Annotated in this window: 22 protein-coding genes; 11 read left to right on the forward strand and 11 right to left on the reverse strand. The window is 72.9% G+C overall.

The features are described 5' to 3' along the window. The first annotated feature begins 15 nt into the window (after positions 1-15). Complete coding sequence (locus tag ACFPGP_RS14465) at positions 16-195, forward strand: hypothetical protein (protein WP_378591303.1); 180 nt, start codon at positions 16-18, stop codon at positions 193-195. On the opposite strand, the gene ACFPGP_RS14470 is transcribed toward ACFPGP_RS14465, so the two are convergent. Beyond that, positions 189-476 (reverse strand): hypothetical protein, encoded by a 288-nt coding sequence (locus ACFPGP_RS14470; RefSeq protein ID WP_378591305.1) that lies wholly within the window; start codon positions 474-476, stop codon positions 189-191. The genes ACFPGP_RS14465 and ACFPGP_RS14470 overlap by 7 nt on opposite strands. 60 nt (positions 477-536) lie before the next feature. After that, positions 537-866, reverse strand: a complete 330-nt coding sequence (locus tag ACFPGP_RS14475; RefSeq protein ID WP_378591306.1) for a hypothetical protein — start codon at positions 864-866, stop codon at positions 537-539. 244 nt (positions 867-1,110) lie between these two features. On the opposite strand from ACFPGP_RS14475, the gene ACFPGP_RS14480 reads away from it, so the two are divergent. The 3 genes from ACFPGP_RS14480 to ACFPGP_RS14490 are packed head-to-tail and all read left to right on the forward strand — an operon-like array spanning position 1,111 to position 4,340. Next, positions 1,111-2,286: a globin domain-containing protein gene (locus ACFPGP_RS14480; RefSeq protein WP_378591308.1), complete on the forward strand. Its 1,176-nt coding sequence runs from the start codon at positions 1,111-1,113 to the stop codon at positions 2,284-2,286. Continuing rightward, positions 2,283-2,900, forward strand: coding sequence for a DivIVA domain-containing protein (locus ACFPGP_RS14485; protein WP_378591310.1), 618 nt, complete (start codon positions 2,283-2,285; stop codon positions 2,898-2,900). Before ACFPGP_RS14480 ends, ACFPGP_RS14485 begins: the two co-directional genes overlap by 4 nt. A gap of 3 nt (positions 2,901-2,903) precedes the next feature. Then, positions 2,904-4,340: a nitric oxide synthase oxygenase gene (locus ACFPGP_RS14490; protein ID WP_378591311.1), complete on the forward strand. Its 1,437-nt coding sequence runs from the start codon at positions 2,904-2,906 to the stop codon at positions 4,338-4,340. A 4-nt stretch (positions 4,341-4,344) separates the two neighbouring features. On the opposite strand, the gene ACFPGP_RS14495 is transcribed toward ACFPGP_RS14490, so the two are convergent. The 3 genes from ACFPGP_RS14495 to ACFPGP_RS14505 all read right to left on the reverse strand — a co-directional run bounded on the left by ACFPGP_RS14495 (position 4,345) and on the right by ACFPGP_RS14505 (position 8,477). Next, positions 4,345-5,973: a LuxR C-terminal-related transcriptional regulator gene (locus ACFPGP_RS14495; RefSeq protein ID WP_378591313.1), complete on the reverse strand. Its 1,629-nt coding sequence runs from the start codon at positions 5,971-5,973 to the stop codon at positions 4,345-4,347. A gap of 32 nt (positions 5,974-6,005) precedes the next feature. Further along, a complete protein-coding gene (locus ACFPGP_RS14500) occupies positions 6,006-7,118 on the reverse strand; it encodes a flavin-containing monooxygenase (protein ID WP_378591315.1) in 1,113 nt (370 codons plus the stop codon). Between the two features lie 177 nt (positions 7,119-7,295). Next, positions 7,296-8,477 carry a ScyD/ScyE family protein gene (locus ACFPGP_RS14505; protein WP_378591317.1) on the reverse strand — a complete coding sequence of 394 codons (1,182 nt, stop codon included), beginning with the start codon at positions 8,475-8,477 and terminating at the stop codon, positions 7,296-7,298. 137 nt (positions 8,478-8,614) lie between these two features. Here ACFPGP_RS14505 and ACFPGP_RS14510 point away from each other — a divergent pair, with 137 nt between their 5' ends. The 4 genes from ACFPGP_RS14510 (at position 8,615) to ACFPGP_RS14525 (ending at position 13,158) form a co-directional block, all read left to right on the forward strand. Then, on the forward strand, positions 8,615-10,069 hold the full coding sequence (locus tag ACFPGP_RS14510) for a basic amino acid/polyamine antiporter (protein WP_378591319.1): 1,455 nt from the start codon (positions 8,615-8,617) through the stop codon (positions 10,067-10,069). A 25-nt stretch (positions 10,070-10,094) separates the two neighbouring features. Then, positions 10,095-11,345 carry an arginine deiminase gene (locus ACFPGP_RS14515; protein WP_378591321.1) on the forward strand — a complete coding sequence of 417 codons (1,251 nt, stop codon included), beginning with the start codon at positions 10,095-10,097 and terminating at the stop codon, positions 11,343-11,345. Next, positions 11,345-11,830, forward strand: a complete 486-nt coding sequence (locus tag ACFPGP_RS14520; protein WP_378591323.1) for an META domain-containing protein — start codon at positions 11,345-11,347, stop codon at positions 11,828-11,830. The genes ACFPGP_RS14515 and ACFPGP_RS14520 overlap by 1 nt, the downstream gene beginning before the upstream one ends. A gap of 248 nt (positions 11,831-12,078) precedes the next feature. Next, on the forward strand, positions 12,079-13,158 hold the full coding sequence (locus tag ACFPGP_RS14525; protein WP_378591325.1) for a hypothetical protein: 1,080 nt from the start codon (positions 12,079-12,081) through the stop codon (positions 13,156-13,158). A 37-nt stretch (positions 13,159-13,195) separates the two neighbouring features. On the opposite strand, the gene ACFPGP_RS14530 is transcribed toward ACFPGP_RS14525, so the two are convergent. Then, a complete protein-coding gene (locus ACFPGP_RS14530) occupies positions 13,196-14,086 on the reverse strand; it encodes a M10 family metallopeptidase domain-containing protein (protein WP_378591327.1) in 891 nt (296 codons plus the stop codon). A gap of 90 nt (positions 14,087-14,176) precedes the next feature. On the opposite strand from ACFPGP_RS14530, the gene ACFPGP_RS14535 reads away from it, so the two are divergent. Beyond that, on the forward strand, positions 14,177-14,323 hold the full coding sequence (locus tag ACFPGP_RS14535; protein ID WP_378591328.1) for a hypothetical protein: 147 nt from the start codon (positions 14,177-14,179) through the stop codon (positions 14,321-14,323). Positions 14,324-14,447: 124 nt separating this feature from the next. Here ACFPGP_RS14535 and ACFPGP_RS14540 read toward each other — a convergent pair whose 3' ends face one another. From ACFPGP_RS14540 to ACFPGP_RS14560, 5 genes are all read right to left on the reverse strand, one after another. Next, positions 14,448-14,765: a contact-dependent growth inhibition system immunity protein gene (locus ACFPGP_RS14540; RefSeq protein ID WP_378591330.1), complete on the reverse strand. Its 318-nt coding sequence runs from the start codon at positions 14,763-14,765 to the stop codon at positions 14,448-14,450. After that, a complete protein-coding gene (locus tag ACFPGP_RS14545) occupies positions 14,762-15,067 on the reverse strand; it encodes a contact-dependent growth inhibition system immunity protein (RefSeq protein ID WP_378591332.1) in 306 nt (101 codons plus the stop codon). Before ACFPGP_RS14545 ends, ACFPGP_RS14540 begins: the two co-directional genes overlap by 4 nt. Continuing rightward, a complete protein-coding gene (locus ACFPGP_RS14550) occupies positions 15,064-15,357 on the reverse strand; it encodes a contact-dependent growth inhibition system immunity protein (RefSeq protein ID WP_378591334.1) in 294 nt (97 codons plus the stop codon). Before ACFPGP_RS14550 ends, ACFPGP_RS14545 begins: the two co-directional genes overlap by 4 nt. Positions 15,358-15,365: 8 nt before the next feature. Continuing rightward, positions 15,366-16,736, reverse strand: a complete 1,371-nt coding sequence (locus ACFPGP_RS14555; protein WP_378591527.1) for an RNase A-like domain-containing protein — start codon at positions 16,734-16,736, stop codon at positions 15,366-15,368. 122 nt (positions 16,737-16,858) lie between these two features. Then, a complete protein-coding gene (locus tag ACFPGP_RS14560; protein WP_378591336.1) occupies positions 16,859-17,287 on the reverse strand; it encodes a hypothetical protein in 429 nt (142 codons plus the stop codon). A 160-nt stretch (positions 17,288-17,447) separates the two neighbouring features. Between ACFPGP_RS14560 and ACFPGP_RS14565 the strand changes: the two genes are divergently transcribed. Together ACFPGP_RS14565 and ACFPGP_RS14570 are read left to right on the forward strand one after the other, a co-directional pair. Then, positions 17,448-17,936, forward strand: a complete 489-nt coding sequence (locus ACFPGP_RS14565; protein WP_378591338.1) for a hypothetical protein — start codon at positions 17,448-17,450, stop codon at positions 17,934-17,936. 33 nt (positions 17,937-17,969) lie between these two features. Next, positions 17,970-18,635 carry a SprT-like domain-containing protein gene (locus ACFPGP_RS14570; RefSeq protein WP_378591340.1) on the forward strand — a complete coding sequence of 222 codons (666 nt, stop codon included), beginning with the start codon at positions 17,970-17,972 and terminating at the stop codon, positions 18,633-18,635. Positions 18,636-18,730: the final 95 nt, after the last annotated feature.

Below are 18,730 nucleotides of genomic sequence, written 5' to 3' on the forward strand. Positions count from 1 at the left end.
GGACCTCGGCGTGCCGTGCGGCTCGGCGTCGACGGCGTCGAGCAGGCCAGGAAGGAGGTCGACCGGATCGTGCGGCAGCGCCGGCGGTCCTTCGCCTGGTGCCGCTGCTGCCGCGGACTGACGCCGCCGGAGCTGACCCACGAGCGCGGCTACTGCATGGGCTGCGCCGCCGCGACCCAGGGCACCGTCTACTGACCTGAGGCCGTCGCGGGCTCCCACGCGATGTCGGGCAGGCCGGTGAGCAGGGCGGCCACGACGCGGTGGCGGCCGTGGCGGATCTCGCGCTGCTCGAGGTCGAGCACCACCGGCTCGCGGAAGTCGCCGTCCCGGGCCAGCGCGCGACGCAGCTCGTCGACGACGTACAGCTCGACCGGATCGGAGACGAACGCCGCGGTCGTCTCGGCCCAGGTCGGCAAGGGCTCGGTCACCGCGAAGTCGCGCGTAAGCTGTCGCAAGGTCATCCGCCCCGTGGTCATGACGTCACGCTAGGAGCGACCACCGACAGTGCCGTGGTCCCGACCGGCTCGACCGACGGGTCAGAGCGGGGGGCCGAGGGGCTCGATCTCGGAGGCGGGGCGCCGGGGCCGGACGGGGTCGGTGGTGGCCGGGGGTGGAGCGCTGACCGGTGGTGTGAAGCGCCCCGAGGCGCGCACGCCGAGGCTGACGCCCCAGCCCACGACGGCGACGAGGGCCATCATCGTGCCGATGAACGCCAGCGCGATCGCGACCAGCCAGAGCAGGGAGCCGCCGTCGCCGTCGGACGGCCAGGCGACGGCGAGGAAGCCGATCCCGGTCACGCCGAGCGCGAGCCCGCCGTAGAAGCAGACCCGCAGGGTCTCGTTGGCCTCGTTCGCGTCGTGGTCCACCACTGCCCCCTCGTGCTCGACCGTGGGAGCAGGCTAGCGGAAGAATTGTTCTGGACCAGTGGTTTCAACCCGGACCGCCCCGGGTAGACAGCCCGCCGGGAGCAAGACGGGGGAGTATCGGGAGGGAACCCTTGTCTACGCACCACACGTCGGTCATGTCTGCCGACCGCCGGATCCTCGCGCGCCCGCCGGGCGCGCCGCCTGCGCCGTCCGAGGGGTCGACCTCGTACGACGGGTAGCCGACATGGATGCACAGGCTCTGCAGCGCAGCTGGGACAAGGTGACGAGGTACGGCGACGAGGTCGCGCTGTACTTCTACTCGCACATCTTCGTCTCCCACCCCCAGGTGCGCCCCATGTTCCCGCTCTCGATGGCGGGGCAGCGCGACAAGTTCGTGAGCGCGCTCGGCCGGATCGTGAGCCACGCCCACCAGATCGAGGGTGACGCCGACTTCCTGCGCCATCTCGGCCGCGACCACCGCAAGTACGCCGTGGTGGCCGCGCACTACGACGCGGTCGGCGCCTCGCTGGTCGCGACGCTCCAGCACTTCCTCGGCGACGAGTGGGACGAGGAGCTCGCGGCGGCGTGGGCGGCGGCCTACCAGGTCATCGCCCGGATCATGGTCGAGTCGGCGGAGAACTCCTCCGAGACCACCCCCGACGCCTGGGACGCCGACGTGGTCGCGGTCGAGCGGCGCACCATGGACCTCACCCTGCTGACGGTGCGACCGCGGCAGCGCTACGAGTTCCGGCCCGGCCAGTCGGTCTCGATGGAGATCCCGCAGCGCCCGCGGCAGTGGCGGTACTTCAGCCCGGCCAACGCACCGCGCGCGGACGGCTCGCTCGACCTGCACGTCCAGCAGATCGACGGCGGCCAGGTCAGCACGTCGGTGGTGCGCAAGCTCGCGGTCGGTGACACCGTGCGGCTCGGCGCACCGGTCGGCGAGCGGCTGACGCGGCGTACCGGCGACCGGGGCGACCTGCTCATGGTCGCCGGCGGCACCGGCCTCGCGCCGCTGCGCGCCGTCGTCGAGCAGATCGACCAGGAGTGGCAGCGCACCGGCACCGCCCCGCGGGTCCACCTGCTGCACGGCGTCCGGATGCCGTGGCACCTCTACGACCGGCCGCACCTGCGCGAGCTGGCGGCGACCCGGCCGTGGTTCGACTACACCGAGGTCGTCTCCGACGACCCGTCCTACCCGGGCACACGCGGGCGGGTCGGCTCGGTCGCCGCCCGCCAGGCGCTCTACGGGCGTACGGCGATGGTGTGCGGCGGCCCGCAGATGGTCGCGCACACGCTGGAGCAGCTCACCGCTGCCGGCATGCGCCCCGAGGACATCAAGTACGAGCACTTCTACTACGCCGCGGCCGACGAGCACACCGGCCCGGCGGCACTGACCAGGTCAGGAGACATGCGATGACGACCACCGACCACCGCCACGCCACCCACCACCAGCGGCCCGAGGACATCCGCGACCAGACGTTCTTCCGCCGGCTGCGCGGGCTCGACGCGGACGAGGTCTACGACTACCTCGACCTGGTGGCCGACCAGGTGCGGGCCACCGAGCACGAGCTCGGCGAGCTCCGGGCCGAGAACGAGCGCCTGCAGGCGGAGGTGCGGCGCCTGCGGACCGAGCTCGACGAGCACCAGGACGTCGGCGAGCGCGTCAACGACCAGGTCGTCCAGCTCTTCAGCCAGGCCCAGCTCGTCGCCGAGCAGATGGTCGAGGACGTCAGCCGCGATGCCCGCGAGCGGATCGGCCAGGCCCGCGCCCACGAGCGCAAGATCGTCGAGGAGGCGATGAGCGCGGCCGGCGAGCAGGTGCGCTCCTACGCGCGCAGCGCCCAGGCGCAGATGGAGTCGGTGATGGCGTCCTTCGCCAGCGAGGTCGACCGGCTCGGCGACGCGCGGCTCTCCGACGAGGAGCACACCGCCCGCGCGGCGCGCGAGGACGACCCGCTCTTCGGCAAGCTGGACGGCTGGCAGGTCGACCGCCGCAACGGGCACCTCCCGGGTTCCCTCGGCTCCTCCTGACCCGTGCGCACCCTCGACCACACCGCTCCCGCAGACGCGGGGCGGACCTCCGCGCCCGCGCGGGCCCTCCGCGCACGCCGCCCCGGCGTCGTGGCCGGGTTCGTCGCGGTGGCGGTCGCGCTCGCCGCGAGCCAGCCGCTGCCGGTGCTGGTCGCGCTGACCGTGGTGGTCGTGCTGCTGGCGATGGGGATCGGGATCCACCGCCTCGCTGCACCCCGCGCCCGCCTGGCGCGTCGTACGACGTCGGTCCGGGCCGTGGGCGTCCCGGGGCCTCCGGCCCGGACCGGCGGAGCACCCGAGGCAGCGCCTCCCCGGGTGCCCGAGGTCGACCGGGCGGCGGCCGAGGAGTTCCTCGAGCTCTTCCACGCCGAGAACCCGCAGGCCGGCCCGCCGGCACCGCGGATCGCGGCGGTGAGGCGAGAGATCGACGCGACCGGCAGCTACTGGCACACCCCCGAGGAGCTGGCCTTCGGCGCGCGGGTCGCCTGGCGCAACAACGCGCGCTGCATCGGCCGCCTGTACTGGCACAGCCTCCAGGTGCGCGACCGGCGCACGGTCTCCGACGCGGCCGGCGTGGCCGCGGAGTGCGTCGAGCACCTGCTGGCCGCCGACAACGGCGGCCGGATCCGGCCGGTGATCACCGTCTTCGCCCCGGACACGCCGTACCGGCCCGCTCCACGGATCTGGAGCGAGCAGCTGATCCGGTACGCCGGGTACGAGCGCGCCGACGGGACCGTCCTCGGCGACCCCCGCAACCGTCACCTCACCAGCGAGCTGGTGCGGCGCGGCTGGCGACCGCCCGAGCCGCGCGGCGCCTTCGACGTGCTGCCGCTCGTCGTGGAGACCGCGGAGGAGGGGGTACGGATGTTCCCGCTGCCGCCGGCGGCGGTGCGCGAGGTCGAGCTCGAGCACCCCGACCTGCCGTGGTTCGCCCACCTCGGCCTGCGCTGGCACGCCCTGCCGGTGATCAGCAACATGCGGCTGCTGATCGGCGGCGTCTCGTACCCGGCGGCGCCGTTCAACGGCTGGTACATGGGCACCGAGATCGGCGCCCGCAACCTCGCCGACTCCGACCGCTACGACCTCGTGCCGACCGTCGCGGCGCGGATGGGCCTCGACACCTCGAGCGAGGCGACGCTGTGGCGCGACCAGGCGCTGGTCGAGATCAACCGCGCGGTGCTCCACTCGTTCGCGCGCGACGGCGTGACGATCACCGACCACCACACGGAGTCGCAGCGGTTCCTCACCCACCTGGCCAAGGAGGAGCGGTCGGGCCGCCGTTGCCCGGCCGACTGGAGCTGGATCGTGCCGCCGCTCTCCGGCTCACAGACACCGGTCTTCCACCGCTACTACGACACCGACGACCTCGTGCCCAACTTCGTCTCCGACGCCGACGCCGTGTACCGCGCGATGGCGGGGGGTCCGCCGGCGTTCGGCTGAGGGCTCAGACCAGCCCGTGCTCGTAGGCGTACGCCGCCGCGGCGGTCCGGGAGTCGACGTCGAGCTTGCCGAAGATGTTCGAGAGGTGGCGGGCGACGGTCTTCTCGCTGAGCACGAGCTCGCCGGCGATCTGGGCGTTGCTGCGCCCCGAGGCCACGAGCCGCAGCACCTCGACCTCGCGGGCGGTGAGGCCGCCGGGGAGGGCGGCGGGTTCGAGCAGCCGGGCGACCGCGTCGGCGTCGGGGCGGGCGCCGAGGTCGCGGAAGGTGGCCAGCGCGGCGGTCAGCTCGGTGCGCGCCGAGCCGTCGTCGCCGAGCGCGGTGAGCGCCCGGCCGACCAGGGTGCGCACGCGGGCGACCTCGTAGGGGCACTCGACCCGCGCCCACAGCTGGCGCGCCCTGCGCAGGTAGGGGAGCGCGCCGGCGGCGTCGCCCGCCGCCAGCTCCAGGGCGCCGGCCGCCTGCGCGGCCGAGGCCAGCAGCCCAGGTGAGCCGACGCCGGCGGCGACCCGGCCGAGGTCGGCGACGACGGGCCGGGCGTCATCGATCGCGCCCACCTCGAGCAGCACGTGCGTGGCGGCCGGCAGCACCCGGCACTTGCCGATGGGGTCCTGCGTCTCGGCGACCAGGCGGCGTACGGCGGCTGCCGCTGCTTCGCGCGACCCCTGCGCGAGCCAGAGCAGCGCCAGCCCGGGCTGGGGGTCGAAGCCGTGCTCGCCGGCCCGCTGGTACGACGCCTCGGCGGCCGCGAGGTCGCCCTGCAGGCGAAAGACGTCGCCGCGCTCGCCCTCGGTCTGGCCGATCGCGTCGAGCGAGCCGACCAGCCGGTAGCGGTCGGCCGCCCGCGCGAACTCGTCGAGCGCCTCCGCCCACGCCCCGCGCTGCCGCATCACCTGTCCGCGGTGCAGCGAGCTCTGCCCGGTGAAGGCGACCAGCCCGGGCTGCGAGGCGCACCAGCGGTGCAGCGCCGAGGTCCACTCCGCCACGCGGCCGTACTCGACGACCTCCTGGCACCCCTCGATCGCGATGCAGTAGACGTTGCCGAAGACCTCCGGCGACACCTCGCCGGCCGCGACCGCCGCCATCGCCTCGTCGAGCCGGGCGAGTCCCTCGGCCGCCCGGCCGGAGTAGATGCGGATCCGCCCGCTGGCGCACAGCCCGAGCGCGAGCAGGTCGGGGTCGCCGTGGCGGCGCCCCTCGTCGGCCGTCGCATCGGCGAGCGCGGCGGCGGCCTCCCACTCCCCGGCGCCCAGCGCGACGTACATCTGCAGGAAGCAGACGTAGCCGGCCTGCGCAGGCTCCGGGCCGAGCTCCTCCAGGCAGTGTTCGGCCCTCGTCGTCCAGCCGGCCGCGAGCGACGGCTCGCCCGTCGTGCCGAAGATCATCGCGAGGTGGAAGGCGCACAGCAGCGCCGCACCCGCGTCGCCGCTCTCCCGGCAGAGCCGGAACGCCCGCTGGTAGTGCTCGACCGCCTGGTCGCGCCGCCCGACGAGGTACGCCGACTCGGCCGCGCCGCACAGGTCGACGACGTCCATCTGCTCGACGTCCACGCCCGACCACGAGCCGAGCGCGGCGGCCCAGTCGCCGTGCTCGAACTCGGCACGGGCCTGGGCCAGGTCGTCGAGCACCCCCATCGCGGGAACCTCCTGCCGGGAGGCTACCCGCGTCACGCCGGCACGGCTGCAGGCCGCTGCTTCGCGCGGGCCACGATCCGGTCGACGACGTACGCCGCGTCGCGGCCGGCGCCGTGGATCAGCATCGAGGTGAACGCCCACTGGAACGACAGCCCGCAGAAGAACAGGCCTGGCGCGCCGTCGACGACGCCGCGGTACTCGCGCGGCCAGCCGTCGTCGCCGAAGACCGGGAGGTCGACCCAGCCGAACGCCTGCCGGAAGCCGGTGGCCCACACGACCGACGTGCAGTCGACGACCGTGCCGTCGTCGAGCACCGGCAGTCCGTCGCGCCCGCCGGCGAAGCGCGCCTCGTGGCGCACCACCCCGCGCTCGGCGAGGTCGGCGCGCTTGACCCGCAGCATCGGTCCGCCGTGCGCCCGGATGCTCGCCATCTCCTTGCGGCCGACGGGTGTGCGGCGGGTGAGCACGTGTGTCCAGGCGAAGACCAGGGCGGGGAACACGAAGCGCGCCGTGCGCGCGTTGAGCCGCGGCGGGATCTCGCCGCAGTCGCGGCCGACCAGCGTGGTCGGCCGGGTCTCCGCGAGCTCGTGGGCGATGTCGGTGCCCGAGTGCGAGGCGCCCACCACGAGCACCGGCCCGTCACCGAGCTGGCCCGGGCGGCGGTACTCGCTCGAGTGCAGCTGCAGGATCGACGGGTCGAGCTGGTCGGCGCCCGCGGGCACGTGCGGCGTGCGGCCGAAGGTGCCGGTCGCGATCACCACGTTGTCGCACCGGAGCGGCCCGGTCGACGTGGTGACGACGTACCCGTCGCCGTCGTCGGCGGCCGCGACCCGGTCGACGCCGACGCCGAGGCGCACGGGCAGGTCGAAGCGGTGGGCGTAGGCCTCGAGGTAGTCGGCGACGTCGTCCTTGCCCGGGTAGGACGTGGCCGGCGCGGGGAACGGCATGCCGGGCAGCGCGTCGTACTTCGCGGGTGAGTAGAGCTTCAGCGTGTCCCACTGCTGGCGCCAGCCGTCGCCGATGCGCTGGTGGCGGTCGAGGACGACGCAGTCCCGGCCGCGCCGGGTGAGGTGGTACGCCGTGGCGAGGCCGGCCTGCCCGGCTCCGACGATGACGGTCTCGACGTGGTCGCTGTCGTGGTGCATGGCGTTCCTCCGTGGTGCGGTCCGGTGTGCGGTCCGCTCACGCTAGGAACGCAGGCACCCCCTCCGCGTCGGGCAGGAGACGCAACGGGAGAAGGTCACCCGTGGGTGGAATTACCCAGGCCCGGCGCCCTCCTGGTGAAGGGCGCCGGGCCGGGTGTGCCGGTCAGGCTGCTCCGGTCAGCCCAGCTTCCAGAGCGCGCCCGGACCGAACAGCGGTGCGGTCACGTAGACGTCGCCGTCCCACGTCGCGTCGACGCCACCCGGGATCGGCAGCTGGTCCTTCGCGAGCTCGACCATCCGCGGCCACGGCACGCCGCGCTTCTTCACCTGGAAGAGGCCGCCGATCTCAGCGCCCGGCACGCCGAGCTCGAGCTGGAACCAGCTCATCTTCGACAGCTCCAGGGCGTACACGCCGTCGTCGGCACGGGCCAGGTCGATGATCGACGTCAGCCCGTCCTTGAACCGCTTGCACGCGCCTCGCCACGGGTGCTCGGGGTCGCAGGTCGCGTCGACGGTGCCGGGCTTGATCTTCCAGATCTGCGACGTGCCGGGCGTCGCCGGGAAGCCACGCAGTTCACCGACGTACCAGTAACCGTCGCTGCCGACGCTCACCGACGTGGCGACCGCCTCCGAGGGGATCGGCGTGCCGGCGGGCGGCAGCGGACCACCCTGCTCGGGCGGCAGCTCGGGCAGGCCCTCGGGCACCTCGACCACGCGCGGCTTGAGCCGGGCGACCGTCTCGATGTGCCCGCTGCTGGGCCACACCCGCAGCAGGTCGTTGCCGGCCGCGTCGGCGACCAGCACCGTGCCGTCCCACAGCGCCTGGACGCCGAAGGGGTTGCTGTCCTCCGGGAAGCCCTCGAGGTCGTAGGGGTCGGGGTCGGTGGCCTGGTACGCCGCGATGTCGGCGACCGCGACCGGGTGGTCCCACCCGGGGCGCCACTTGAACAGCGTCGCGGCGTCGGCCGGGGTGACGTCGACCCGCTCGCTGCGCAGGGCCATCGTCTTCCCCGACGCTGCCTCCTCGGGCGGCGGGCCGCCGCCGGTGAGCAGGTACACGGTCCGGTTCGGCCCGGCCGAGATCGCCGGGGCGAAGTCGCCGCCGAGGGTGCCGAGGGTGTACTTGTGGGCGGTCCCGTCGGCGTGCTCGACGACGAGGCTGAAGCTGCCGTCGCTCTCGGTGACGAGCGTCTTGCCGTGGCCCAGCGCGTCGACGCCGCGCGGCCCGTTGAGGTCGATGACGGGGTGCGGTGTGTCACCGGCAGGTGTGCCGGCGACGGCCGGTGTCGCCAGGGTCGCCGCAGCGAGCGCGAGCCCGGCTCCGGCGGCGGTGATGGTGAGTGCTCTGAGTCTGACCATGCCGGTCCCTCCATGTCAGCGGTGTGTCGGACTCCTGCCTAACCCGGCGGCGCGCCGTACCGCATCCCCCGCGTTGGGGCTGTCCTCGTCCGTGGCGGACGATGTGGGCGCGCTCGGGCCGGTGCTCGGATGTCCCGATGACCACCACCGCGCCTCGGGAGGCGGAGGGCGCCGTCGCGCGGATGAGCGTGCCCACGCTCACCGCGATGGTCGTCGGCGGCATGGTCGGCGCGGGGGTGTTCTCGCTGCCGGCGCGCTTCGGCGTGGCGACCGGGATCCTCGGCTCGCTGATCGCCTGGGCGGTCGCCGGCACCGGCATGCTGATGCTGGCCTTCGTCTTCCAGAACCTCGCGATCCGCAAGCCCGACCTCGACTCCGGAGTCTTCATCTACGCCAAGGCGGGCTTCGGCGACTACGCCGGCTTCAACTCCGCGTTCGGCTTCTGGGCGAGCTCGGTGGCGGGCAACACCTTCTACTGGGTGTTCATCGGCGCCACGCTCGGCACGTTCTTCGACGGCTTCGGGGACGGCGACACCGTGCTGGCCGTCGCGCTCGGCACGGCCGGCGTGTGGTTCTTCCACTACCTGATCGCCCGGGGCGTCCGCGACGCCGCGGTGATCAACCGGATCGTCACCGTCTGCAAGATCCTGCCGATCCTGGTCTTCATCGTCGTGCTCTTCGCGAACTTCGACGCCGACGTCTTCGCCGACAACTGGTTGGCCACCGGGTACGGCGACCTCGGCAGCCTCGACGAGCAGGTCCGCAACACCATGCTGATCACGACGTTCGTCTTCATCGGCATCGAGGGCGCCAGCGTCTACTCCCGCTACGCCAAGCGGCGCGAGGACGTCGGGCGGGCCACGGTGCTGGGCTTCCTGAGCGTGCTCTCGATCTTCGCGCTGGTGACGCTGTCGAGCTACTCCGTGGTGCCGCAGCCCGACCTGGCCGCGACGCGGCAGCCCTCGATGGTCGGGGTCTTCGAGTCGGTCGTGGGCGACTGGGGCGAGTGGTTCATCAGCATCGCCGTGATCGTCTCGGTGCTCGGCGCCTACCTCGCGTGGACGCTGATGGCTGCCGAGGTGATGTTCATCCCGGCGCGCGCCGACGACTTCCCCGAGTTCCTCGGCCGCGAGAACGACGCCGGCACCCCGATCACCGCGCTGGTCGTCACCTCGCTCGGCGTGCAGGCCCTGCTCGCGCTGACGCTCTTCGTCACCGACGCGCTCGACTTCCTGCTCGACCTCGCGACCAGCTTGTCGCTGCTGCCCTACCTGCTCGCCGCGGCGTACGCCCTCAAGCTGGGGCTGGTCGGCGAGACCTACGAGGACGTCCCGCGCTCGGTGCGGCGCAAGGAGACGGTCGTGGCGGGCGCCGCCACGGCGTACACCCTCTTCCTGTTCGACGCCGCCGGCATGAAGTTCGTGCTGCTGGCGACGCTGATCCTCGCGCCCGCCACCATGCTGTACGTCAAGGCACGCAGCGAGCACGACCGGCAGATCTTCACGCCCGCCGAGATCGGACTCTTCGTCCTGATCGCGATCGGTGCCGTCATCGGCGGCGTGGGCCTCTGGACCGGCAGGATCGCCCTGTGACCACTGGACCGCAGAGAGGACCGCGATGAACGACGTCTCCGCCACCTACGGCGTGCACTCCGAGGTCGGACGGCTCCGCAAGGTGCTGGTCTGCCGTCCGGGGCTGGCCCACCTGCGGCTCACGCCGACCAACAGCGACGAGCTGCTCTTCGACGACGTGATGTGGGTCGAGAACGCCCAGCGCGACCACGCCGACTTCGTCAACAAGCTCACCCAGCGCGGCGTCGAGGTGGTCGAGCTGCACGACCTGCTGGCCGACACCCTGGACCTGCCGGGTGCCCGCGACTGGTTGCTCGACCGCAAGATCGTGCCCAACCGGGTCGGCCCCGGCCTCGTCGACACCACCCGCGCCTACCTCGAGACCCTCGACAGCCGCCGGCTCGCGGAGTACCTGATCGGCGGCCTCGCCACCCAGGACCTCCCCGAGGACTACCGCGTCCCCTACCTCGCGCTGGCCCGCGAGTCGACCGGCGCGCGCGAGTACCTGCTGCCGCCGCTGCCCAACACCCTCTACACCCGCGACACCACGTGCTGGCTCTACGGCGGGCTGACCATGAACCCGCTCTACTGGCCGGCGCGCAAGGACGAGACGCTGATCTACAAGGCGATCTACCAGCACCACCCGGAGTACGTCGGATCCACGGTCTGGTGGGGCGACCCCGAGCAGGAGTGGGGCCAGGCGTCGTTCGAGGGCGGCGACATCATGCCGGTCGGCAACGGTGTGGTGCTGATGGGCATGAGCGAGCGCACCTCGCGGCAGGCGATCACCCAGGTGGCGTCCGCCCTGTTCGCGAAGGGAGCGGCCGAGCGCGTGGTGGTCGCGGGCATGCCGCGGCTGCGGGCCGCGATGCACCTCGACACGGTGTTCACCTTCGCCGACCGCGACATCGTCACGCTCTACCCGACGATCATGGACGCGGTGCACACCTTCACGCTGGTGCCCTCCGACAAGGCGCCCGGCCTCGAGGTGATCGACGAGGGCTCCACGCCGTTCGTCGACGTCGTCGCGCGTTCGCTCGGACTCGACTCGCTGCGCGTGATCGAGACCGGCGGTGACGTCTACCAGTCCGAGCGCCAGCAGTGGGACAGCGGCAACAACGCGGTCGCGCTCGAGCCGGGCGTCGTGTTCACCTACGACCGCAACACCCTCACCAACACGCTGCTGCGCAAGGCCGGCGTCGAGGTGATCACGATCGTGGGCGCCGAGCTCGGGCGCGGACGCGGTGGGGGCCACTGCATGACCTGTCCGATCATCCGTGACGAAGTGGAGTTCTGATGAAGATGCTGAGGGTGCTCGCGGTCGGCATGGCCCTCGCGGCCACGCTGGCGGTGTCCGGGTGTGGCGACGACAGTGACGAGGCCTCTGACGACGGTGCGAGCAGCGCCGGCAGCGCCAGCGACAGCGTCGGCACCGGCACGGTGCCGACCACCGCGGACCTCGAGGGGATGACCTACAAGTCCACGAGCGTCACCGGCCACGACCTGGTCTCCGGCACGACGGTCAAGCTCGCCTTCGAGGCCGACACGATGTCGGTGGGCGCGGGCTGCAACGGCATGGGAGGGCCCTTCGCCGTGGACAGCGGAACGCTCGCGTGGACCGGCGAGCCGCACTCGACGATGATGGCCTGCTCCGACGAGCTGACCGCCCAGGACGACTGGCTGCGCCAGGCCTTCAGCGACGGGTGGGACGCCACCACCGACGGCTCCACGCTCACCCTCACCCAGGGCGACGTGACCATGGAGCTCGCGATGGTGGAGTAGGCACCACAGCCCGCGGGACGTCCACAGGGGCCTCCCGGGACGCCGTTGTCCACAGGTCGCCGTCGAGGCCGTGGCGCCGCGGGGCCGCGCGGGCGACAGTGGCGCGCATGCCGAAGTCGAGGAAGCGTCGCCGCCCCCGTCCGCCCACGCCGCCGCGCCGGTCACCAGCCCGGTCGCCTGCCGGGCCGCCTGCCGGGTCGCCCGCCGGGCCACCGGGGCGAGCCCGCCACGCCGACCTCCCGCAGGTCGTGGACGTCCTCGAGGCCGACGCCGTCGAGGCCGCCGGCGACGCCGCGAAGGCGCTGCGCATCATGGCGAGGCGCCCGTTGATGGCCGACGGTCGGCCGTTCTGGCGACCGTGGCGGATCGCCTACCTGCAGCAGCTCTGCGAGCTCGACCCGGTGCCGGGGTGGGTCGTGTCGCGGTGGATCCTCGCCCAGGCCACGCAGTCGTTGCGCCACGGCGACGTGCGTCGTGCGCTCACGCGCGTGGTCGAGCTGCGCGGTGGCGTCGACCGGCTGCCCGGGCTCGACGCCGCCGACGCGGAGGCCAAGGTGGTCGACCACGACTGGGTCTTCCGCCAGCTGCTGCTCTTCGAGACGGGGGCGCTCGGGTCGTTCCTGCGCGGGTCGGCCTCGCCCGCGCTGCTGCAGCGCGCGGACCGGGTCGAGGAGTGGGCCCGGGCGCCGATGGGTGCCTACCGGCTGCGGCGCCGTACCCCGGCGACGGTGGTGTGGGACGACGTCGCCACCGGGGCCGAGGTCGTGGTGCCCAACACCGGCTGCTCCCTGCTGGTCCTGCCGGGCGAGCACGTGATCGGGCGCCTGGTGCCGGCGGGGGCCGGCCAGATGTTCGAGTCGGCCCCGTTGGTCGTTCCGGAGCAGGTCGCCCAGCGGGTCGCGACCGAGCCCGCCTCCTGGTTCGAGGCGCTCCGCGCCGAGCGCGACGAGAGGGGCTCGTGCGCCGTCGTGACGTCCGGGCACCAGACAGCGGTGGTGACCGACGTCCGGATGGAGCTCTGGGTGACGATCCTGTTCCCCGGGGCCGGCCGACCCTGGTGGACGTTCCCGACACCGGAGGAGATCGTCGACACCGTGCTCGGCGAGGCGGCCGAGGAGCGGCGGCGCACGTCCCCACCGGGCCACGACGAGGTCGACCTCTGGCCGTGCCTGGCGGCGGCGCTCCTCGAGCCGGGCGTGGGGCCGGCCCTCGCGGCGCGCGCCCGGGGTGAGGACGCCGAGGCCGTGGCCCACCTCGCCGAGGTGCTGGCCGAGCCTGCAGGGGAGGTGTGCCGCCGCGCGATGACCCCGCGTGCCGACGCCGCGTGACGGCGTCGCTGCTCGCGTCGTCGCACGCCTGCTGCCGTCAGCAGTCGATCGCGCCCAGCCGGGCCAGCCCCTCGCGGTCGCCGGGGCCGTAGGTCGTGAGGCCGACGTTGTCCTCGTTCATCAGCTCGCGCGGGTCGTGCACGTGGTCGAGGCCGACCACGTGGCCGAACTCGTGGTCGACGATCGCCTGCTGCTCGGCCATGTCGCCGTCGTCGGTGAAGACGTCGGTGTCGAGCACGACGATGCCGGTGACGTACTCGAGGTGGTCGGGCGAGACCTTGAGGGCCGAGCTGCCGCCGACCCCCGCGATGTTGCCGGCGAGCTCGCCGAACTCGTCCTCGTCGGCCCAGGCCACGAGCACCGGCCGTCGGATGCCGAAGCCGTTGCCGCGGGTGAAGTCGCGGTCCTCCGTCGTCCCGAGGTTGTCGAACCGGAGACCGGTCGCCCCCTCGGTGTGCTCGATCGCGGTATCGACGAGCTCCTCCCAGTGGTCGGGGGCGCCCTGGGTGTTGACGACGATCTGGATCGGGCGGCACGGGTCGTAGCCGACGGGGTCGTCGGTGCCGGGCTGGGTCATCGAGAACTTGAAGTGGCCGACCCCCATCGGCACGTCGGGCACCCGCCCGAGGCGTTCGCCGCCGAACCCGAACAGCGCCCGCAGCCGCTGCATCTCGTGGCTCGGTGACACCAGCACCACCCCGCCCAGCACCAGTGCCGTGACCAGGAGCCCGGGGAGCACACCGCTGGACGGGCGACGCTGCCGCCGGCTGCGCGGCTGCTGCCCCGCCGGCAACGCCCCCAGGCCGTGGTCGCGGTCGAGGTCGTCGAGCTCGGCCATCAGGCGCTCGAGCTCGCGACGTCGCCGGCGCTGGTCACGACGGCTCCCGCGCCCGGACGGGTCCGGGTGGTCTGGACGTTCGGAGGCCACGGCCCATGATCCCCTGCGGCTCCAACCCCGTAGCGAAGATCAGTAGAAATACAGACGACAGCCCCGTACGCCGCGGGGCACGCTGTCTGCATGAACCAGACCACCCGCGTGCGCCCCTCGCGTCGTGGCTGGGACGCCCTGAGCCCCGACGAGAAGCGCTACCGCCTGGCAGAGCTCCGCCGCCGCCAGCAGGCCCAGGTCGAGTCCGAGCTGCGTCTCCTGTCGGTCATCCGCTGATGCTGCTCAGCTCGTCGACCCGTCGCGCCGGCTGCGTCGTCCTCCCTCGGCCGGCCAGTCCCGGTAGCCGCCGTCCTCAGCGGTAGTGAGGGGGCGGGGCCGAGCCGGACCACCGGATCCTCTTCTACTGCTGTGCCGCCGTGGCGGCCGCCCGAGCCCGCCGACTGACCTCGGTCAGCCATGCCCGATTACCGCCGCTGGCGGGATCCGCGAAGTAGTCGCACCCGTGGTCGCCGAGGAACTCCTCCAGGTCGGCCTCCGAGAGCCGCACCCGTAGCAGGCCATCGATCTCCGAGGAGAGCGTGCGTGCTCGCATCGGCTCGCGGGTGAGGAAGGCTTCGAGTGCTGCCCACTCGTCGGTGCACTCGTCGGGCCAGTCCTGGTGGAGGTAGGCGCCGACGACGAGGTCGAGGGCCGGGGTCTCGACGGGCCGCCCGTTCACTGCGGTCCGTGCGGGTGATCGGCCTGCAAGACATGGTCGCGAAGAGCCGCCAGCCACGCCACGTAGTCACCGTCGAACCGCGACGGGTAGTACGCGCAGCCCTGCTGGAGGAGGTACTCCTTCATCTCACCGCTCGTGCGGTACATCTTGAGCGTTTCGACGATGTCGCTGACAAGACTTTCGCTCATCTCCGGCTCGTCAGCCACGAAGGCGTCGGCGGCCCCGAGATCGTCGCCGCAGTCGAGCGCGTAGTCCTGGTGGAAGTAGGCGCCCATCAGATGCCCGACGCCCGGACTCGTCACCCGTCACCACCGATCGGTTCGTTGATGACTTGCTGCCGGACAGAGGCCAGCCACGAGGCCCACGGGATGCCCGGTCGATACGGACTGCGGCGTGCCAGTACCCACGCCTCGACCTCAGCTTCCGAGCCGTGCTCGGCCAGGACCGCCTCGATGTCCTCCGCAAGCCGAGCCGCCAGGTCGGGCTCCATCTCGATGAACGCCTTGACCGTGGCCCGATCGTCTCCGAAGTCCTCGGCGTAGTCCTCGTGGAAGTAGCCCGTGAGCAGGAGGTCGAGTGCCGGCGTATGCATGAGGACTCCTATCGCAACAAGTAGGCAGTGTGGGGTCTGAAGCCCTCGGCGAACCCAGCATCGCGTCGAAGAACGACCCGAATGAATGTGCCTGGGCTGATGCTGCCCGACTGGGCAGCAATGCGACCTGCCACGAACCCGCAGTCGCCTTCCAACTCTATGGTCGAACCATTGCCGCTCATCCACTTCTGAACCCGAGGCTGGTTCATCCCGATCACCTGGTTGATTGCCCTGACGGCCTGATGTTCGCTGTCGAAGGATGACGCGGCGTCCAAGTCCGGCCTCTTGCTCAGCCGTTCGAGGAGTTGTGCATCTGTCTTGCCGATGTGCCTTTCCATCAGGTGACTTCCCGCGCTGTCCCAGGCACGGATGCGACGCCATGCCGACGACGAAAGGTCGATGGCGCCCCGCTCGCCGCGGAGGGCGATGCGGGCGGTGAGGTACTTGACGAAGCGGGCGCGGCGCAAAGCCAGGGCCTCGCGGACGGCGCGGAGGGCGGCGGTGGCCGAGGAGGTCAAGGAGCAGAAGAGGGCGATGACGGCGGCGAAGCGGGGGTAGCGGGCGGCGATCTTCGCGGCGGTGGCGGAGCCGGCGGCGCCCGCGCCGGTGCCGCCGGTGATGACCCCGGCAGCGATCGAGATCAGGGCGCCTTCGACGGCGATCTCCATGAGCTCGGCGAGGAGCGCCAGGAGCTCCTCGCGGCGGGCCTCGACGTTGGCGGCGAAGGAGTCGCAGGCGTCGCCGAGGGCGGCAAACTGGGTGGCGAGGTCGGTGGTGCCGGCCGCGACGTCGGCGACGGCGTCCAGGGCGAGGGGGATCTCGGGGGAGAGCTGCCCCTCGAGCCCGCGGGTGGCTGTGTCGGCGTAGTCGGCGAGGCGGGCGAGCCCGTCGCCGGCGTGGCGCCAGGTGTTCGCCGCGGCGCGCAGGGCGTCGGTGTCGGCCGACGGCCAGAAGATGCCCTCGAGCTGGTCGAGCAGCCACTCCTGGGCCGGTGCCAGCGAGGTGGCGTCGCCGCCGAGTGAGGTCGGCGGCGTGGCGCGCAGCACCGAGGCGTAGCTGCCCGGCGCGAGGGTGCCGCCCTCGTAGACGACGGCGCCGGGGATGATCGAGGCCTGCTCGGCCGCGTGGTGCCGCGACAGCGAGGCCTCGGTGAGGTGGCCGAGCGTGGCGAGCGCGATGACGAGGTCGGCGTACCCGGCCAGCGCTTCCCAGGCCGCCCCGTCGTACGCCGCGGCGAAGTCGGCCGCGACCGCGTCGTGGCCGGCCATGCCGGCGTACCTGCCGAGCGCCCCGACCACCCCGTCGTACTGCATCGCGGCCACGGCGTTGGCCTCCGCGAACGCGGTCGCGGCGGTGGCGTACCCGCCGCCGTCGATCATCAGCCGCACGGCTCCACCTCCCGAGTGGTGTCGGGTCCAACCTGCCCGCCCGGGGCTGCCCGCAACGGGCCGAGGACCAATCTGTGGAGAACTTCCTTGGACGGTCGCGCGCGGGCCGACCCTCAGGCGGACGCCGGGATCAGGTCGTCGAGGGGGAGCGGGACGAGGTCGACGTCGTTCGCCCGGTGCACCACCTCGACCGCGACGCCCGCGGTGCGGGCGGCGGCGGTGAGCCCCTCGGCCCACGCGCGGTCGTCGGCGGTGACGCCGTCACGGCCGGGTCGGGTGCGCAGGAACGCGAACCGCGTGCCCGGGAACTCCTCGGCGAGGTGCTCGACGAGCGCAGTGAACCCGGCGAGCGACTCCTCGTCGGGCGGGTCGAGCGCCTCGGTGATCTCGGTGACGGTGGGCACCGGGCGGTCGTCGGGGCCGATGAGGAGCATCCAGACGCTGTGCCCCGCGAAGCCCAGCGGCTCCATGAGGCGGCGCCAGGTCTGCTCGAGGTCGGCCTGGGTGCGGATGACGGGTCGGAAGAGGTTGTCGTCTGTCATGGAGGGAGCCTGCGCTGCCGACCCGGGTCGGCGCGAACGGTTCTCCACAGGGGGTGGGTGCGGGAGGGTCCGGCGGGGAGTTCTCCACAGATCTCCGGAGGGGCGGTGATTCCGGGCCCGATCCCGGGGAGGCTGGGCGCAGCACGCATCCGGAGGAACCATGCGACCCCAACCCGACTGTCTCGGCCACCTCGACGTCTCGCCGCCCCTCAACGCGGCGGAGGCGACGTACCTGCGCACGTTGCGACCACCGCTCGACCCCGACGACGTCGGCAGCGCGCTCGGGCGACCGGCGTCGGGCTGCTGCTGGACCGTCTGCCGTGAGGGCTGTTGCCTGCTGCTCGACGAGGTCACGAGGAACGGTGACGAGGTGGCCTGGCTGCGGTGGATCATCAGCCACCTGCTCAAGCGCGGTGCCGACGCCGCGCGGTCGCGGAACCTGCGGTTCGACCGGTTCACCTTCGACCACACGGTGAGTGGTGTGGTGGTCGGGAGCCGCGGGCGCGGTGAGCTCTTCGCCCTGACTGTGCGCGCGAACCGTGTCAGCGAACGGCTCCTGACCGCCACGCCGCAGGCACGGCCGAGCGGGCGGCACGGCGCGCGCGCCGTGGTGATCGACCTCGCGACCCGCCGGCCGACGCGCCGCTGAGGTGGTGTCGGTGCAGGCGGTTAGCGTCCCGCCATGGACCTGCGCGACGCCTTCGCCCTGGCCGAGCACCTGCTCGAGGAGCACGGACTGACCGGCTGGCAGGTGGCGTACGACGGCGCGAAGCGGCGGGCGGGCGTGTGCCGGTTCCAGCATCGGGTGCTGGGCCTGAGCGCGCCGCTGACGCAGCTGCACGACGAGGCGGAGGTCCGCGACACGATCCTCCACGAGATCGCGCACGCGCTCGTGGGGCCGCGGCACGGGCACGACGAGGTGTGGCGACGCGCCGCGCGCGCCATCGGCTGCTCGGGGGCGCGTTGCGTGCCCGCGGACGCACCGCGGGTCGCGCCCGACTGGCTCGGGGTCTGCCCGGCCGGGCACACGATCGGGCGGCACCGCCGGCCCGAGCGGGTGATGGCGTGCGGGGCGTGCTGCTCGGGCTTCGACCTGGCCCACGTCTTCACCTGGACCCACCGCGGCCGTCCGGCGCGGATGCACCCCAACTACGAGGCGGAGCTCGCCGGGGCCCGGGCAGGTCGCGGGGTGCTGCGGCTCGGCGTCGGGGCGCGCGGCCGGGTGACGGTCGAGGGCCCTTACCGCGGTCACGTCGGGGTGGTGCTCAAGCGCGGCCGGACCTGCTACCACCTGCGTTGCGGGCGGACGGTGCTCCGCGTGCCGTTCGCCTGGGTCGAGCCGGTCTGAGGACTCGCTGGCCGCAGGCGGCTCGCGGGACATCCACAGGCAGGGCTCGGGACACCGTCGTCCACAGGGAACGCGGCTGAAGACGGATCCTGTCG

Origin of the sequence: Nocardioides taihuensis, from assembly GCF_042657275.1 — a bacterium.
Taxonomy (GTDB): Bacteria; Actinomycetota; Actinomycetes; order Propionibacteriales; family Nocardioidaceae; genus Nocardioides; species Nocardioides taihuensis.